Source organism: Hoeflea sp. 108 (assembly GCF_000372965.1).
Classification (GTDB): Bacteria; Pseudomonadota; Alphaproteobacteria; order Rhizobiales; family Rhizobiaceae; genus Aminobacter.
On record NZ_KB890024.1, the window covers coordinates 3,930,386 to 3,948,255 of the forward strand.

Sequence of the window (17,870 nt, forward strand, 5' to 3'; positions counted from 1 at the left end):
CGAAAAGTATTTTGGATATCGACGGAAAACAAAACCGCCGCCGCATCCGTACGCTTGATCATGTCAGAACAAGGCACGGCCAGGGGTTACCGGCAGTGCCATTACGCGCGCTTCGTCCGCGTTGACTACATCCGAAGCAAAAGCACCGGTTCCAACTCCCCCAGGATGGAACCATTACAGCCGCGATGAATTGCGGCCACGCGAGGCGATATCAGCTGATATGAGCCGGGAGATCGCGGAGCAGGTAGCCACCCACAGCGAGGAGGAGAAGGAACAGTACGAGCGACGCAAAGAAGCCAGCAGGTACAAAGAAACCAAACGCCATGGAAATCATCAACGCCACGCAAAACAGCGTGCCGTATTTGGCGAGCTTGATGAAAAGTTTGTAAGTGCCTTCGTGCTCGGAATAGTCCATCTGGGCACCGAGTTCGACCGGGCCGGTCGGCGAATTGTCAGCCATGAGAGTCCCTCCGGAAAGCAAGGTTCAAGGGCACATAGCGAAATGCAGCCGGCAGGGCAATGGGAAGATTGCCCACGGACTGCGACAAGATAATCAATTCAAAGCCATGCAATCGGCAGGAGCCTCTTTCCGCCTGTGGACGAAAGTCGGCTATCGCATTTCACGATCACACGATAGCGGAGCGGCCAGGCCACATCACATCTTGCAGTCGTCGTTGGCCGGCCAGGGCGCGTGCGCCTGGGCATAGTTGGCGGCCTCGGCATCGACCAGCGGCGAGATCATCTCGGGGTCGGCGCTGAGGGCATCCGACGCCCTGACAAAACGCGCGCCATTCCATTGGAGCATCCAGGCGCTGCCGCGCCCCGAATGGTCGGCGCAGGAGGTGGCAAATGGCGCGATCATGCCGTCTACCCCCACCAAGGCCAGGGCATCGTCGTCGAGCTTGAGGTTTTCGAACCCCCAGCGAACCTGCTCGGCATTGACGAGGCGCGTGTCGAAATGCTCCTGCGCCGCCTTCACAGCCTCGACCGAAAACATCGAGATCAGCACGCCACGCTGGTAGAGCAGCCCGTCGACCTCATCGGGAGCGGTCGGGGACCTGTCGGCGGCAACGACATATTTCCTGATGTCCTGCACCGCCTGTGCCTCTGGCGCCGGCTGGTTCCACGACAGCAGGCGATAGCCCTTGGCCTCCTCGCCCGCGGCCTTGAGATCGGCGTCGCTGCCCGACCACCAGATGCCGACGAGCTTGTCCATGGGGAATCCGGTCTTGGCGGCTTCCGAAAGTGCGCCGGCATTCATCGCGCCCCAGCCCCAAAGCAGCACGAAGTCGGGTTGCTCGGTCTTGATGCGCTGCCACTGCTCGGCCTGATGCTGCATTTCCTTGACCCCGACGGGGATCGGCAGGAGCGTGAAGCCGAAGGTGTCGGCATACTCCTGCAGAAGCTGCTCCGGCTCCTGGCCATAGGCCCCTTCCAGATGAAGGAGCACGATCTTCTTGCCCCGCAGGCTGTCGAGATCGCCGTTGGCGATGCTCTTGAGCATCATCGAGGCCCCGTCCCAATAGGTCACCGGCGGATTGAACGCCCACGGAAACACCTTGCCGGCCGACATGGCCGAAAAGCCGTAGCCGGGCACCAGCAGCGGGCGTTTGTCGGCCGCCGCCTTGGGCAGGACCTCAAGCGCAACAGCACTCGCCCCGGGCTGGACGACGAGGCTGGCCGACGTCTTGTCATAACATTCGACGCCCTTGTCGACGCCGGCGCCCGTCTCGCATTCGCTGTAGTTCAGCCTGATGCCGTTGATGCCGCCGTCGCGCTCGTTGAGCATCAGCATGTAGTCGCGCTGGCCATTGGCGAGCGGCGTGCCGGTCGCAGCATAAGGCCCTGTGCGGAAGGTCATGCTGGCGATGTCGATCGTATCCTCGGCCCGGGCCGGGTTGGCAAGGACGATGCCCGAAAGCAGGGCCGCCGCAACGCTACGCCTGATCGCACTCGCGTTCATCTGTTGCCTTCTCCACAAGCGGCAGTCCGGGCAGCATCGGTCAAACGTCACGCGGCCCCTCACGCAGGTCTCCGCGCAAGAGGCAGCATAGACACCGCGTCGGGCGAAGCCTCAGGCGGCTTCGCGGTAATATCGCGCCGTGGGCAGAATGGTAAGGGGGGCAAGCTCGCCCTTAGGCGGCTTGCCGAACATCATCCTCTGTTCCATCGGCGTCGACTTGAAGAAGGGGAAGCGCTGGAAGGAACGCTCGCGGATGGCATTCACGTCGGCACGGTAGAGCACGACCTTGTTGAACACGCCCGGATAGGGCCGCGCCTCGCCAATGCGTTCGGAATAGTAGATGCGCTTGTAGAAGCCCGCGTGATCCTCGCGGATCGTCGACAGGCAGTATGGCGCCTTGAAATGAAAGCATGCCATGCCGGCCAGCCGCAGCGTGATGTAGGGGATTTGCGGATAGACGCGCGACCATTCCGGGTCGGATGCGAACCGGCTTGGACAGACGAAAGTGAGCCCCTCGCCCAGCATAGGCGTGACGATGTCGCCAAAGGCCTTGGTCGAGGGTGAGAACGGCGTGGCCAGCGTGACGTGATGGATGCGCAGGGTGCTGACCAGCTGTTGGTCCACATAAACACCGAACCTGTAGGCGTTGGGCGCGTCGTCCAGTTCGTCGCTGATCGTGTGGTTTTCGTTGTCAGGCACCATATCGTTGGAGCGATAGGACTTGTACCTGAGCCTGTAGATCTCCTCGAGGTCCTCACCTTTGTCGCATCGCCGGTACTCCGTGCGATCGAGCAGGTCGAACACATGTTTCGAAAAGGACGAGCCGAGGTCGGCCACAGGTCTATTGTTCGCGTCGGCGTCGCCGCTCGACGTTTGATGGATGGTCATGACTTTCCCCGTACTTCCGCCCGCGGTGAAGGGTAACGGAGGGCCAAGGGATGTAAAGTTGAAAAACGGAAGGCTCCTGTTTACCTTTCGTTAAGGTTAATAATTAATTGAAAATTAAGTATGTTCCCAAAATCCCTGGTTGCAGCTAACGGCGAGCAGCGAGTCGGGCGAGGCTGATGTCCTGAGCGAACGGCCAGGTCGTGTTCGACATCGTTTCGATGCCCGACGACGACAGCGCCGAACCGAACAGGAAGCCCTGGACAAGGTCCGGCTGAACCGTGATTGCAAGGATCTTCAGCTGCTCGAAGGTCTCCACCCCTTCCACCGTCACCGACAGGCCAAGCGACTTGGAGAGATCGACGATGCCCTTGAGCAGATCGAGCGAACGGGGGCTTTGAGCCACGTCGGCCAAGAAGCTGCGATCGATCTTGACCTTATCGAGCGGCAACTTGTGCAGGTAGCTCAGGCTGGAATAGCCGGTGCCGAAATCGTCGAGCGCGATGCGGACACCGAGCGATTTCAACTCCTCGACATAGGCGCGTGTCTGCGACTTGTCGTCGAGAAGAGCTGTTTCGGTGACCTCGATCTCCAGGCGATTCGGCGCCAGTTCGGCAGCGGCGAGCGCGGCCTTCACCTTCTCGATCACCTCGCGGCTGCGGAAATCCTTGGCCGACAGGTTGACCGAAACGCAGATGGGGTCCGGCCACTTGGCGCATTCGGCGCAGGCAGCGTGCAGCACGAAGGTGCTGATCTCCGAGACGATGCCCATCTCCTCGGCCAGCGGAATGAATATGGCTGGCGAGACCGGACCAAGTTCAGGGTGGTCCCAGCGGCACAGCGCTTCGCAACTGACGATGCGCATCGTGTTCATCGACACGATCGGCTGGTAGACGACACGCAATGCGCTTGCCTCGATGGCGCTGCGCAGGTCTGCCTTCATGACCTGCCTGCTGCGGAAGGCGGCATCCATGACCGCCTCGAACAGGTACCAGTTGTTCTTGCCCAGTTCCTTGGCCTTGTAGAGCGCCAGGTCCGCCCTGACGATCATTGCATCGACTTCGGAATCGCGGACCTGAGCAAGCACGGCACCACCGCTCGCCTGGATGCGCAGCGAGTGGCCGGCGACGTCGACCTCGCCCTGGAGGGCCACGAAGATGCCGTCGAGCATCGCCCTGAGGTGCTCTTCGCCGTCGATCTTGTCGAAATAGATCATGAACTCGTCGCCGCCGAAGCGACTGACCTTGACGGTGTCGCTGGCGAAAACCGCCAGTCGTTCGGCGACCGCATAGATCAGGCCGTCGCCGACGGGATGGCCGAGCGTGTCATTGACGCTCTTGAAGTCGTCGAGGTCGAGCACGGCGAGCGCGCACAGCCGTTCGCGGTCGCCAGTGCGCAGCGCCTCGTCGACGACCTCGTGGAAATAGGCACGATTGGGCAGCGCGGTGAGGCTGTCGTAGCGCGCCATGAACAGGATCTTTTCTTCGGCGGCAACACGCGCCGTGACATCCTCGAAGGTGATAACGCCCAGTTCCTGGCTGCCTTCGCGCGCCGAGAATTCGAGGTACTGGCCGTTGGACAGCGAAACAAGGACCTTGCGGTCCTTGCCTTCGCGCAACGCCCTGGTGAGCTGTGTTTCGATGTAGCGGCAATCCTTGAGCGCCAGAAGGCCGCCAGCGACGCCACGCATCAGCAGGCCATGGATCGAGCGCCCGAGCATCGCCTCCGGCGACCTGACCGACATCAACTGCGCGGCCTCGGCATTGGCGACCGCCACCCGTCCGTCCGGCCCGAGCATGACCAGGCCGTGCGACATGGTGTTGAGCGCCCGGTTGAAACGCTGCGCCAGGTGATTGGCCTTCTTCTCTTCCGAGATCGCCGTGAACAGCACTTCGCGCACCGTGTCGGCGAACTTGCGGATGGCGTAGAGGAAGGGCGCCGACAGCAGGCCGAGGAAGACGTGGTAAAAATCGCCGCGCAGCAGGAAGCCCAGCGAGATCGGCCATGTCAGCGCGATGATGAGGATCAGCACCATCCGCGGCGAGCCGTAATTGCGGCCGGCGATCGATGTCGCGGTCGCAAGCGTCACGCAGACGGCCGCTATCTCGGCGAAGGTGTCATGGGCAAAATAGATGCCGGCGAGACAGAAGGCACCAAGTGCCAGGCCGTGCGCCGTGCCATAGAGAATATAGTCGTTCTCGCGCTGGTGCGCCTCTTCCCATGTCGTCGGCGACGGCAGGCTGTTGTACTTGCGGAAGTTGCGCAGGCGCAGCGTGCCGACAAGCACCATCAGCAACGCGATGACCAGATAGAGCGGATGTCCGGTCTTCCACCAGACGACGACCATCAGGAAGGTCTGGGCGACCATGCCCACAGCAAGCGTCGAACCATCGCGGAACAGCGTCTCCACGAAAGGTATGTAGACGTCGACTGGGATCTCGTTGTTTCTTCTGCGCACGTCCTAGGCCCACTGGGTGGCCAAGGACTGCCACATCCGCCTTAAGAAAAGCTTAGAAACAAAGGCCTAGCCGCCCGGATGAGCGCAGTTGTGCGCGACACAACCGCTAATTTAGTTTCAGGTAAAAATTTCGTATCGCTATTCGGCGGCTTGCAGAACCGCAGGCTGAACATCGGGCCCCAGGCGTTCGAGCAGCCTTTGCCTTTCACCTGCCGCCTTTTCGACGCTCGCATGCTTGACGTGACCATAACCACGGATCAGCTGCGGCACCGAAACAAGGGCGGTAGCGGCCTCGATGTTCTCGGGCGTCAGCGCCTCCACGACAAGGTCGAGATCGCGCTCGAAGCTCGCCAGAAGGCCGCGCTCCATGCGCCGCTCCGCCGTATAGCCGAAGACGTCGAGACGACCGCCGCGCAGCCTCTTCATCGCGGCCAGGAGCTTGAACCCCTTCATCATCCAAGGCCCGAAGCTCGACTTGCGCGGGCTTCCGTCGGCGCCCTTCTTGCCGAGGATCGGCGGCGCCAGATGGAACTCCAGCCGATCGTAGCCCTGGAACTGCTTCGCCAGCTCGCGCTGGAACGACCCGTCGGTATAGAGCCGCGCCACCTCGTATTCGTCCTTGATCGCCATCAGCTTGAACAGGCTGCGCGCGGCGGCCTCGGCGACATCGGTCGACCCCGGCTTGGCCTTGTCTTCGGCTGCGCGGATGGCTGCGATCCGTGACCTGTAGCGATCCGCATAGGCAGCGTTCTGGTAGGCGGCAAGGAACTCGGCGCGCCTGGCGACGATCTCGTCCAGTGTCTGCGCAACGGGTTGCTCGTCGCCGCGGCTTGAACTCTCCACCATGGCGCGCACGAAGTCGGGCTCGTGGCCGGCACGACGGCCCCAGCGGAACGCCGAAATGTTCATCGCCACCGCTTCGCCGTTGAGTTCGATCGCCCGCTCGATCGCGTCTCCGGACAGGGGCAGGCCGCCACGCTGGAAGGCAAGCCCAAGCAGGAACATGTTGGCGCCGAGCGAATTGCCGAACAGGGCGGTTGCTGCACGTGAGGCGTCGAAGAAATGCACGTTCGCCTCGCCTGCAGCGGCCCGGATCGCCTTCTTCAGGCGTTCGGTCGGCAAGGTGAAATCGGCCGAGCGTGTGAACTCGCCGGGCATCACCTCCGATGTGTTGGAGACGAAGATCGTATGGTTCTCGCGTACGGCAGCCAGCACCTTCTTGGCGCCTGACACCACAAGGTCGCAGCCCAGGATCAGGTCGGCCTTGCCGGCCGAGACGCGGATGGCGTTGATGTCGGCGGGCGTCGGCGCAATGCGGACATGGCTGAACACCGAGCCGCCCTTCTGGGCGAGGCCGGCCATGTCGATCATGCCGCAGCCCTTGCCTTCGAGATGCGCCGCCATGCCGAGGATGGCGCCCACGGTGACGACGCCGGTGCCACCAACACCGTCGATGATCGCTGCCCAGCCATTGCGGTCGATCGCAAACGGCTTTGGCTCGGCCACGCCCTGCAGCGGATCACTGGCGCCGGCAACACCGTCGGCCTTGCGGATCTTGGCGCCATGCACCGTCACGAAGGACGGGCAGAAGCCGCCGAGGCAGGAGAAATCCTTGTTGCAGCTCGACTGGTCGATCTTGCGCTTGCGGCCGAACTCGGTCTCGACAGGCTGGATCGAGACGCAGTTGGATTTCACCCCGCAGTCGCCGCAGCCCTCGCACACCAGCTCGTTGATGAAGACGCGCTTGTCGGGATCGGGGAAGGTGCCGCGCTTGCGCCGACGCCGCTTTTCGGCAGCGCAGGTCTGGTCATAAAGCAGCACGGTAACGCCATCGATGTCGCGCAGCTCGCGCTGCACGAAGTCGAGGTCGTCGCGATGATGGAAACTGGTATCCGCGGGGAATTGTGCACGGCTGCCATATTTGTCCGGCTCGTCGGTGACGACGGCGATGCGCTCGACGCCCTCGGCCCGGATCTGGCGGGCGATCATGTCGACGGTCAGGCTGCCTTCATGCGGCTGGCCGCCGGTCATGGCGACAGCGTCGTTGTAGAGGATCTTGTAGGTAATGTTGGCCTTCGAGGCGAGCGCGAAGCGGATCGCCAGCGTGCCCGAGTGATTGTAGGTGCCGTCGCCCAAATTCTGGAACAGGTGCTTGCGCTTGGAGAACGGCGCCTGCCCTATCCATTGCGCGCCCTCCCCGCCCATGGCGGTGAAACCGACGGTGTTGCGGTCCATCCATAGCGACATGAAGTGACAGCCAATGCCGGCTCCGGCGATCGACCCGTCCGGCACCTTGGTCGAGGTGTTGTGCGGGCAGCCGGAGCAGAAGAACGGCGTGCGCCCGGCGATGTCCTTGGTGTCGGCCAGCATGGCCTGGTATTGCCGCAGCCGACCGACGCGGCCGGCGATCTCCTCCGACGGACCGATGGTCTTGAGAACGCGCTCGCCGATGGCAATCGCGATATCGTTGGGGTCGAGCGCACCCTTGGCCGGGAACAGCCACTCGCCGCGTTCGTCCTTCTTGCCGACGACCTTGGGCTGCATCGAGGTGCCGTAGAGCACCTCGCGCACCTGGGTTTCGATGAGCGAGCGTTTTTCCTCGACGACGATGATCGTCTCGAGGCCGCTGGCGAAATCCTTGATGTGCTCGAGGTCGAGCGGCCACGAACAGCCGACCTTGAAAAGCCGGATGCCGAGCTGGCCTGCCTTCTTTTCGTCGATGCCGAGATCGTCGAGCGCCTGGCGAACATCCAGGAAACTCTTGCCTGTGGTGATGATGCCGAGCCTGGCCTTGCGGCCGCCGGAATAGACGATGCGGTTGATGTTGTTGACACGGATGAAGGCCGCTGCTGCCGCACGCTTGTATTCGTGCAGCCGCGCTTCCTGGCCGAGCTGGTCGAGCTCGTTGCGGATGTTGAGCCCGCCCGGCGGCATGTCGAACTCGGGCAGGACAATGTTCAGCCGTTCGAGCGATGCATCGACGGAAGCCGTGGATTCGATGTTGTCCTTGACGCATTTGATTGCAGTCCAGGTGCCGGCGAAGCGCGACAGGGCAAAGCCGTAGAGGCCGTAGTCGATCAGCTCCTGCACCCCACCCGGGTTGAGGATCGGGATCATCGTGTCGACAAACAGGAACTCGGTCGCATGCGCATTGGTCGAGGACTCGGCCATGTGGTCGTCGCCCATCAGCGCCAAAACGCCACCGTGCTTCGACGAGCCGGCGAGATTGGCATGACGGAACACGTCGCCCGAGCGGTCGACGCCGGGGCCCTTGCCGTACCAGACCGAGAAGACGCCGTCGTGCTTGCCTTCGCCGAGCAGTTCTGCCTGCTGCGAACCCCAGCAGGCCGTCGCGGCCAGCTCCTCGTTGAGGCCGGGCTGGAAGACAACGTTGGACTGGGCGAGCTGGGACTTGGCCTTCCACAATTGCATGTCGAGCCCGCCGAGCGGCGAGCCGCGATAGCCCGAGACGAAGCCCGCAGTGTCGAGGCCGGCAAGACGGTCGCGCTCGCGCTGCATCAAGAGCATGCGCACAACGGCCTGGGCACCGGAGAGAAAGACACGCTCCTTGCCAAGATCGAACTTGTCGTCGAGAGCCACGTCGTGAAGGGTCATGCGCATTTCCTGTGCCCCAGCCGCGCTCGATTCGGTGCAGTGGCTGACCATGGGTAGCTCAGGAATAGCTTTTCCGGGCGCGCCTGTCGCGTCAAACCAATTCCGTGCACCGGTTCTGATACGACTATGGCCTCAGGCGGCGGGCGGACAGGTGACGCCGCGCCCTTGCGGCAGCCGCCCGTCGGGATGGCCCTTGAGCTCGGGATTGGGGTCGTAGAACGGCCCGACGGCGAGCGGCTTGTCGGGCAGGTCAGACTGGTCCTGCGTCGAGGCCATGGTGGTTTCGATCGATTGTTTTTTCTTGCCCTCGGCGTCCTCGATCACGATCGACACCTTGTAGGGCCGGTCCTTGACGAGGCATTCCAGCGGCGGGCTTTCGATGGTCACCTTGTCGTTCATCGGCCAGATCTTCTGGCGCACGACGATCGCCTCACCGCCGGCCGGGTTCTCGAAACTCGCTACCGCCACCTCGTCGTTGCCGACCGGCCTCAGCGGCTTCAGCGTCACCATGTAGCGCACGGTTGCGACCCGGTAGTTGAAGACGAACAGCCGGCCGGACAGCTCGAAGAACTCACCTTCCCCACCGCTTTCGCGACAGCCGGCGAGCGCCACGAATGCGAGGGCGGCGCATCCCAGGGCAAGGCGCAAGAGTGTCCGGTCACGCATTGAGCACCTCCTCCTTGCGTCTGTTGTAGTGGCGCCTGGCCTTCTGCCGGTTGCCGCACACGGCCATGTCGCACCACATGCGGCTGCCGTTGCGGCTGCGGTCGATGAACAGCCAGCGGCAGTTCGGGCAGATGCGCAGCCGGGCGAGATTTTCGGCCGACATCAACGACAACGCCGAGACCGCGAGCCCGGCCTCGAAGGCGAGCGGCCCCGGTGAGCGGCCGAACGGCGCCCCTGGCGCGAACGTTTCTTCCGAGCCGGCGAGCCCCCGGGCACAGGCATCGAGAAACGCTGGCAGCTCCGCAGCTGCCAGCTCTCCGTCGGCAGCAGCCCGGCGGAACAGGCGGTCCGTCGCCTCGCGAATGGCGATCACCTTTCCGGCAATCGCCTGCGGATCATCGGCGGCAAGTGCCCTGCCCCGCAGCTCGTCGGCGCGGAACTCGTTGGCGGCGGCTGCGAAGCGACGGATCTCGGCCGTGTCGGCGAAGCGATCGAAACTGCGCTCGGCATCGCCGCGCAACACGACCGTGTTGGCCGTATCAAGCGCCAGCACGCCACCTGAGAAACGATGAGGTGTCCACGAAACCGTCATGGCTCAAATCTAACTGGTAAACTCAATTTGACAAGTTAGATTCATAAGCGCAATTTCACGAGGCGGGGGATGATCCCGCCGCGCCGGAACGTGCATGCTCTACTTCCTGCAACAGATCCTCAACGGCGTGCATTCGGCGGCCATCTATGGCCTGCTCGCCTTTGGCTATGCGCTGGGCAACGGGCTGCTCAAGCGGACCAATCTCGCCTATGGCGGCCTCTTCGCCTTCTGCGGCCAGACCATGATCCTGGCTGCCGTCTACGGCTATCAGGTGTTGTGGCTGACATTGCCGGCGACAATTGCCTTCGGCATCGCGATTGCGCTCGCTTATGCGGCACTGCTTAGCCGCTTCCTTTCGCGCTCCGTCTTCCTGCCGCTGGCCAGCCAATCGCCCAACTCCATCGTCGCCGCCACGCTCGGTGTGCTCATCGTGCTGATGGAACTGAGCCGCATCTCGGCCGACACCCATGATTTCTGGCTGCCGCCGATACTGGCAACGCCTGTCGTTTTCGCCGGCGGCAGCACCTTCGTGGCGACGCTGACCTTCATCCAGCTGATCAATGTGGCGATTGCCTCGGGCCTCATCGTCGCAGGCGCGATCTATCTGTCGCGCTCGCGCTTCGGCCGGTATTGGCGGGCCGTGTCCGACGATCCGTTCGCCGCCGAACTCTGCGGCCTCGACGTCAGTCGTGTCTTCCATCGCGCGCTTCTGTTGGGCGGCCTGTGTGCAGCCATCGCAGGCGTGCTTGCCGCGCTCTATTACGGCAATCTCGGTTTCGGCGCCGGGCTGGTCTACGGCCTGAAGATCCTGTTTATCACAGCTGTCGGCAGCTACTACGCACCGTCAAGGGCAGCGATCGGCGCGGCTTTCTTCGGTATCGCTGAATCACTCTGGGCCGGCTACTTCCCGATCGAATGGCGCGACGCCTGGATGTATGGCCTGCTCGCCGCCATGCTGGTCCTGACCGCCGACCGACGCGACGCCCCGGCCTCCGCCTGAGGCATGGAAAACAGCTGCGACTTTGGTCGAATACCCTCCGGTTAGCCCACCTTTTCCCCGGTTTTGCGGCCTTTGTCGCGGTTGACGACACAAGCCCGTTATGTTGACGCGGCACCCACGGGCAGCATACCCATGAACACCAAGGGGCATGCTCAAAAAACCACAACGGGGAGCCAACGCCGCCCCGCTAAATAAGGGAGGAATGCATGGCAGGGCTGCTGGCTCTATCCAGACTTATTGACCGCATAAATGAGATAATCGGCAAAACCATTTCCTGGGCGATCCTGGTCGCCATCCTGGTCAGCGCCGGCAATGCGATCGTTCGCAAGACCTTCAACATGTCTTCCAACGCTTGGCTGGAACTGCAGTGGTACCTGTTCGGCGCCGCCTTCATGCTGGCCGCCGCCTACACGCTGAAGCAGAACGAGCACATCCGCATCGACATCGTTTACGGCATGTTCTCGCGCCGGGTGCAGCACTGGATCGACCTGCTCGGGCACCTGCTGTTCCTGATGCCCTTCGTCATCCTGATGATCTTCTACTTCGTCCCCTATGTCAGCCTGTCGTTCCGCTCGGGCGAAATGTCGTCCAGCGCCGGCGGCCTGATCCTGTGGCCGGCCAAGGCGCTGCTGCTGGTGGGCTTCATCCAGCTATTCTTCCAGGGCGTGTCCGAGATCATCAAGAAGATTGCAATCATGCGCGGCGACCTGGAGGACCCCAATCCTTTCGTTTCGGCCCATGAGGCCGCCGAACTCGAAGGCAAGGCCCTGGCCGACGAGGTGCGCTCATGATGGAGTTCATCGCCCAGAACATGGCGCCGATCATGTTCCTCTCGCTGATCATCTTTCTGCTGATCGGCTATCCCGTTGCCTTTTCGCTGGCCGCCAACGGCCTGCTGTTCTTCCTCATCGGCGTCGAACTCGCCCCGCTGTCGGGCGGCTCGATCAATCTTTCCTGGCCATTGCTCTATGCCTTGCCCGAACGTTTCTGGGGGGTGATGGCGAACGAGACGCTGCTGGCGATCCCGTTCTTCACATTCATGGGCATCGTGCTCGAACGCTCCGGCATGGCCGAGGACCTGCTCGACACCATCGGCCAGCTGTTCGGCCCGATCCGCGGCGGTCTTGCCTATGCCGTCATCTTCGTCGGAGCGCTTCTGGCAGCCACCACGGGCGTGGTCGCAGCATCGGTCATCGCCATGGGCCTGATCTCGCTGCCGATCATGCTGCGCTACGGCTATGACCGCAGGCTTGCATCGGGCGTCATCGCGGCGTCCGGCACGCTCGCCCAGATCATCCCGCCCTCACTCGTGCTCATCGTGCTGGCCGACCAGCTCGGCCGTTCGGTCGGCGACATGTACAAGGGCGCGCTGATCCCCGGCCTCGTGCTCACCGGCCTCTATATGGGCTACATCCTGCTGATGTCGATCATCCGGCCGAAATCGATGCCAGCGCTTCCACTGGAAGCCCGCACGCTCGGCCATGGCGTGACCTCTCTGTTCGTAGCGCTCGCGGTGGCCGCTGTCATCGCCTACGCGGCGCATGTCTACCTATCGCCCACCCACGGCGCCAACGCCGACATCCTCGGCGCCTGCGTCGGCATCATCTTCATTTACGTCGTCGCCATCGCCGACCGCGGCCTGAAGTTCAACATGATGTCGCGGCTGGCCCAGCAGGTCATCATCGTGCTGATCCCGCCGCTGGCCCTGATATTCCTGGTGCTCGGCACCATCTTCCTCGGCATCGCCACGCCGACGGAAGGCGGCGCCATGGGTTCGGTCGGCGCGTTGGTCATGGCCGCCGCCAAGGGCAGGCTCAACCTCGACGTCATCAAGCAGGCGCTGGCCTCGACCACGCGCCTGTCGTCTTTCGTCATCTTCATCCTGATCGGCGCCCGCGTCTTCTCGCTGACGTTCTATGGCGTCAACGGCCACCTCTGGGTCGAGCACCTCCTGGTGTCGTTGCCTGGCGGCGAGATCGGCTTCCTGATCGCAGTGAACATCCTTGTCTTCCTGCTGGCGTTCTTCCTCGATTTCTTCGAGCTCGCCTTCATCATCGTGCCGCTGCTGGCGCCCGCAGCCGACAAGCTCGGCATCGACCTGATCTGGTTCGGCGTGCTCTTGGGCGTCAACATGCAGACCAGCTTCATGCATCCGCCCTTCGGCTTCGCGCTGTTCTATCTGCGCTCGGTCGCGGCCCGCGTGCCCTATCTCGATCGCATCACCGGCAAGAACATCCAGCCGGTGACGACGGGCCAGATCTACTGGGGAGCCGTGCCCTTCGTCTGCATCCAGATCATCATGATCGGCCTGACCATCGCCTTCCCGCAGATGGTGATGCACTACAAGGGCAAGGTGGTCGATCCGAGCACCATCGAGATCAAGATGCCCGACATGCCCGGGCTCGGTGGCGGTCTCGGCCTGCCCCCGCTCGGCGCACCTGCCGGCGGCACCGCGCCCGCGCAGCCGGCGCCCGCCAACGATCTCACGAAGCCGCCGAGCTTCAACTGATCCGCAAAGCAAAAAGGGCGCCGAAAGGCGCCTTTTCTTTGCTCGGAGATGAGTGCCGGCCATGGCAGCCTGTGTTTAACCTCGGCTCAAAGGCCGAATGGACATGGGAGGCATAAGCCACCCGCCCGATGTCGCCTTTGCCAGAACTTCGGAATGCTGCTATCCAGCCTTCGCCGAAAAAGACATGGCCGGTTCGGTAAGTCCGGTCACTTCCCTCCAGGGGAAGCCTGCCCACCGCCTTGCGGGAGGACCCACGGCCGGACCGCGATGGCATTTGCCGCGTGGCCGGCGGGTCTATGGCAATCCCTGTTTCGGGGGCGCACGATCTCCGGTCGCACGGCACATCCTGTCCGCATTCAACCCGAACAGGAGACTTCAATGAAACTCAACCACGCCAACCTCGCCACGTCCGATGTGGCGGCCCTCGCCGGATTCTTCGCCGATCATTTCGGCTTCCGGCTCGACGCCATACGCGGCCGGGATGCCTTTGCCGTCCTGACCGGCAGCGACGGCTTCGCGCTCAACCTGATGAAGCCCGGGACCAGCGACGGCCCCTACCCCGCAGGTTTCCATGTCGGCTTCTTCGTCGAAAGTCCGGAGCTTGTCCGCGTCAAGCAGGCCGAGCTGGCTGCAGCCGGCTTCGCCCCGGGCGAGATCCAGGAACTGACCCGCGGCGGCACAAGGTCGACAACCTTCTACTGCAACGCCCCCGGCGGCGTTCTGGTCGAAGTCGCCTCGTCCTGACCCCAAAGAGAAAGCCCGAGGCGCGAGCCCCGGGCTTTCCGATGCAAGGCGTGGCGGCGAGCTTAGAGCTTGCCGTTGCGCTGCTGGATCATCATGAAGGTGTCGTAGTTGTACTCGGCGATCTGGGCCCACAGATAGTGGTCCTTGCGGAACGCCTTGATCGAGTCCCAGACCTTCTTGAAGCCAGCATTCGAAGCTTCCATTTCGGCGTAGACGCCGTTGGCCGCTTCGAAGCAGGCCGAGAGGATTTCCGGGCTGAACGGACGCAGCTGCGCGCCGTTGGCAACCAGGCTCTTGATCGCGGTCGGGTTCAGGTGGTCGTACTTCTGCAGCATGTTGGCGTCTGCCGCCTGGGCAGCCGTGCGCAGCAGCGACTTGTATGCCGGGCTGAGTTCCTCGACCTTGGCCTTGTTGAACATGAAATGAACAGTCGGGCCACCTTCCCACCAGCCGGGATAGTAGTAGTAGGGCGCGACCTTGTGGAAGCCGAGCTTCTCGTCGTCATAGGGACCGACCCACTCGGCAGCATCGATCGTGCCCTTTTCGAGCGCCGGATAGATGTCGCCACCGGCGAGCTGCTGCGGCACGACGCCGAGCTTCTCCAGCACCTTGCCGGCAAAGCCGCCGACGCGGAACTTGAGGCCCTTGAGATCCTCGACAGTGTTGATCTCCTTGCGGAACCAGCCGCCCATCTGCACGCCGGTGTTGCCGCCGGGCAGGCCGTAGAGGCCCTGGGTCGCGAGGAACTCGTTGAACAGGTCGATACCGCCGCCGTGATAATGCCAGGCATTGATGCCGCGCGCATTGAGCGAGAACGGCACGGCCGCACCCAGTGCCCACGTGGGGTCCTTGCCCCAGTAGTAGTATGCCACCGTGTGGCAGGCTTCGACGGTGCCCGCAGCGGCCGCGTCAGCTGCCTGCAGTCCGGGAACGATTTCGCCGGCGGCAAAGGGCTGGATCGTGAAGTTGCCGTCCGTCGCTTCCGACAGGTACTTCGACAGCACTTCGGCGCCACCGTAGATCGTGTCGAGCGACTTCGGGAACGACGAGGCCAGACGCCAGGTCACTTTCGGATTGGACTGGGCAATGGCCGGAGCGGCGAGCGTCGCAGCGGCTGCTGCCGCTCCGACGCCAGTCGTGCCGGCTTTCCTGATAAATGAACGGCGATCCATCAAAATCCTCCCATGCTGGACCGTAAGAACATATGCGGCGTTGGGGACATTATCGGCCTCCCAAGACTGACGCCGCCGCCGACAATACACGGCGAAGGAAGCGAGTAAAGCGCGCGAAACTGAGCGTTTGCGAGCGAACCGCGGAAAATATGAACCCGGCGCAAGCATCTAAAACTATAGTCTAATCCCGCGCGCCGAGCACATGCGAGATATGCAAACTTGTGTTGGATAAATGCCTTGGGATCGCCTATTTTGTGGGCAAGGAAGCAGCCTGCTTTCCAAGAGGATTTGAGCCCCATCATGCACCAGCCGCTCGTCGCCGTGTCGACAGACGTCAAGCAGTTCGAGAACTACACTTGGCATGCAGCGCCCCAGCAATATCTGGAGGCGGCAATTTCGGGTGCCGGCGTGCTGCCTGTGCTGGTGCCGTCCTTCGGCGATCGCCTCGACCTCGACGAGCTGTTGTCGTCGGTCGACGGCGTCATGCTGACCGGCTCCAAGTCCAATGTCGATCCGCGCCTTTACGGCGAAGAGGCGACGGAAGCCAACGGGCCCTACGACTTCGCCCGCGATTCCACCACCATGCCCCTGATCCGCAAGGCGATCGAGCGCGGCGTGCCGCTGCTTGCCATCTGCCGCGGCATCCAGGAGCTCAACGTCGCCCTTGGCGGCTCGCTCGCCACCGAAATCCAGGAGCGCGACGGCATCGACGACCACCGCGCCCCCGTCAGCGACAACCAGGACGAACGTTTCGCCATTCGCCAGACGGCGACGATCAAGCCGGGCAGCTGCCTGGCCGGTGTATTCGGCCCCGGCGACATCCTGGTCAACTCGGTCCACCGCCAGGCAGTCGAGCGGCTCGGTGCCAAGCTGCAGGTCGAGGCCATAGCGCCCGACGGCACGGTCGAAGCCGTGTCGGTGCGCGATTCCAGGGCCTTTGCCGTCGGCGTGCAGTGGCACCCCGAATATTGGGTCAAGTCGGACGATATCTCGCAGCGCATCTTCAAGGCGTTTGGCGATGCCGTGCGGGCGCATGCGGTGGCGCGTCAGGCGGCAAGGGCTGCTGCGGAGTAGTATCCGCGTGTTGCCAATGCGGCCTCCGCTTTGGCAACTCTCCTCTCCGGTTCTCTGCGCGAACCACCCCTCCCCATTTCGCGGGGCGAGGAACCCAAGCGCTACGAACCCAAGCGCTACAAGGCCGCTGACCTATGCTCGTTCCCTAGGCTTGCCCGTCGACTGGCGGACATGCAGTTCCGGCTTGATGAGCTCCTGCGAGGGGCGCACCTGCTGACCATTGAGTTTGTCGAGCAGGGCGCTTGCCGCACGGCGGCCGACCTCGCGCTGACCGTTCCAGACGGTGGTCAGCGCCGGCGTTGCGATCTCGGCTTCCTCGAGGTCGTCATAGCCGGTGACGGAAACGTCGATGCCCGGCACCAGACCGGCACGGGCGATGCCGTTCATCAGGCCGATGGCGACGAGATCGTTCCAGCAACAGGCAGCCGTCGGCTTGTCCTTGAGCGCCAGGAACTGCCCCGCCGCCTCGAACCCGCCCTGCTTGGTGCGCGGGCCGGCGATGCGCCATGACGGCAGCACTTCGAGCCCGGCTGCCTCCATCGCATTGAGATAGCCCTGATAACGATGGCGGCCGGTCGAGGTCTGGTCGGTGCCGCCGATCATGGCGATGCGCTTATGGCCGAGCGAGATCAGATGATTGGTGGCGAGCGCGGTGCCATAGGCATCGTCGCCGCGGAAGACAGGAACCTCGGCGCCCTCGACGGAGCGCGCGATCAGCACCGCCGGCAGTCCGTTCTCCTCGGCCATGATGATGTCCTCGGGCGGCGTGCCGATGGCCGGCGACATGATCACGCCATCGGCGCCGAGTTGCAGCAGCGTGTCGACGAAGGTGCGCTGCTTTTCAAGATCGTCATAGTGATTCGACAGGATGAAGGTCTGCCGGCTGCGGTCCAGCTCGCTCTCGATCGAGCGCAGGATCTCGGCATAGAACGGGTTCATGATGTCGTGCACGACGACCCCGACGATGCCGGAGCGCGAGGTGCGCAGGCTGGCTGCACGGCGGTTGTAGATGTAACCGATCTCGCGGGCGTGCTGCTTGATGCGGTCACGGGTGACGTCGGCAACAAGCGGGCTGTCGCGCAAGGCGAGCGACACAGTCGCGGTCGAGACTCCGAGTGCGTCGGCAATCGTCGAAAGCTTGATCTTCTGAGCCAGCGGGCCCTCCATCCGCAAGCGTGAACGGACGGTCTTT

14 protein-coding genes are annotated in these 17,870 nt (G+C 63.2%); 5 read left to right on the forward strand and 9 right to left on the reverse strand.

Annotation, left to right across the window (positions count from 1 at the left end; translation table 11 throughout):
• Positions 1-211: 211 nt before the first annotated feature.
• The 7 genes from B015_RS0119485 to B015_RS0119515 form a co-directional block, all read right to left on the reverse strand.
• Complete coding sequence (locus B015_RS0119485; RefSeq protein ID WP_018429419.1) at positions 212-460, reverse strand: aa3-type cytochrome c oxidase subunit IV; 249 nt, start codon at positions 458-460, stop codon at positions 212-214.
• 195 nt (positions 461-655) lie between these two features.
• Complete coding sequence (locus B015_RS0119490; protein ID WP_018429420.1) at positions 656-1,963, reverse strand: ABC transporter substrate-binding protein; 1,308 nt, start codon at positions 1,961-1,963, stop codon at positions 656-658.
• Between the two features lie 111 nt (positions 1,964-2,074).
• Positions 2,075-2,851 (reverse strand): hypothetical protein, encoded by a 777-nt coding sequence (locus tag B015_RS0119495; protein WP_018429421.1) that lies wholly within the window; start codon positions 2,849-2,851, stop codon positions 2,075-2,077.
• A 145-nt stretch (positions 2,852-2,996) separates the two neighbouring features.
• Positions 2,997-5,306: an EAL domain-containing protein gene (locus B015_RS0119500; protein WP_040456318.1), complete on the reverse strand. Its 2,310-nt coding sequence runs from the start codon at positions 5,304-5,306 to the stop codon at positions 2,997-2,999.
• Positions 5,307-5,444: 138 nt separating this feature from the next.
• Entirely contained in the window at positions 5,445-8,921 is a 3,477-nt protein-coding gene (locus B015_RS0119505; protein ID WP_026227502.1) for an indolepyruvate ferredoxin oxidoreductase family protein, read from the reverse strand.
• A 132-nt stretch (positions 8,922-9,053) separates the two neighbouring features.
• Positions 9,054-9,587, reverse strand: coding sequence for a hypothetical protein (locus tag B015_RS0119510; protein WP_040456320.1), 534 nt, complete (start codon positions 9,585-9,587; stop codon positions 9,054-9,056).
• The gene (locus B015_RS0119515; protein ID WP_026227503.1) at positions 9,580-10,179 is read right to left on the reverse strand and encodes a CGNR zinc finger domain-containing protein; all 600 of its coding nucleotides are present in this window, start codon (positions 10,177-10,179) and stop codon (positions 9,580-9,582) included. The genes B015_RS0119510 and B015_RS0119515 overlap by 8 nt, the downstream gene beginning before the upstream one ends.
• A 94-nt stretch (positions 10,180-10,273) precedes the next feature.
• On the opposite strand from B015_RS0119515, the gene B015_RS0119520 reads away from it, so the two are divergent.
• From B015_RS0119520 to B015_RS0119535, 4 genes are all read left to right on the forward strand, one after another.
• Positions 10,274-11,179, forward strand: coding sequence for a branched-chain amino acid ABC transporter permease (locus B015_RS0119520; protein WP_018429426.1), 906 nt, complete (start codon positions 10,274-10,276; stop codon positions 11,177-11,179).
• Positions 11,180-11,385: 206 nt separating this feature from the next.
• Positions 11,386-11,970 (forward strand): TRAP transporter small permease subunit, encoded by a 585-nt coding sequence (locus B015_RS0119525; RefSeq protein ID WP_018429427.1) that lies wholly within the window; start codon positions 11,386-11,388, stop codon positions 11,968-11,970.
• Complete coding sequence (locus B015_RS0119530) at positions 11,967-13,688, forward strand: TRAP transporter large permease subunit (RefSeq protein WP_026227504.1); 1,722 nt, start codon at positions 11,967-11,969, stop codon at positions 13,686-13,688. The genes B015_RS0119525 and B015_RS0119530 overlap by 4 nt, the downstream gene beginning before the upstream one ends.
• A 378-nt stretch (positions 13,689-14,066) precedes the next feature.
• On the forward strand, positions 14,067-14,432 hold the full coding sequence (locus B015_RS0119535) for a VOC family protein (protein ID WP_018429429.1): 366 nt from the start codon (positions 14,067-14,069) through the stop codon (positions 14,430-14,432).
• Positions 14,433-14,494: 62 nt separating this feature from the next.
• Here B015_RS0119535 and B015_RS0119540 read toward each other — a convergent pair whose 3' ends face one another.
• Positions 14,495-15,604 (reverse strand): TRAP transporter substrate-binding protein, encoded by a 1,110-nt coding sequence (locus B015_RS0119540; protein WP_018429430.1) that lies wholly within the window; start codon positions 15,602-15,604, stop codon positions 14,495-14,497.
• 300 nt (positions 15,605-15,904) lie between these two features.
• Here B015_RS0119540 and B015_RS0119545 point away from each other — a divergent pair, with 300 nt between their 5' ends.
• Positions 15,905-16,678, forward strand: coding sequence for a gamma-glutamyl-gamma-aminobutyrate hydrolase family protein (locus tag B015_RS0119545; protein ID WP_018429431.1), 774 nt, complete (start codon positions 15,905-15,907; stop codon positions 16,676-16,678).
• 132 nt (positions 16,679-16,810) lie between these two features.
• Here the strand turns inward: B015_RS0119545 and B015_RS0119550 are convergent, their stop codons facing one another.
• Complete coding sequence (locus B015_RS0119550) at positions 16,811-17,845, reverse strand: LacI family DNA-binding transcriptional regulator (RefSeq protein ID WP_018429432.1); 1,035 nt, start codon at positions 17,843-17,845, stop codon at positions 16,811-16,813.
• Between the last annotated feature and the right edge of the window lie 25 nt (positions 17,846-17,870).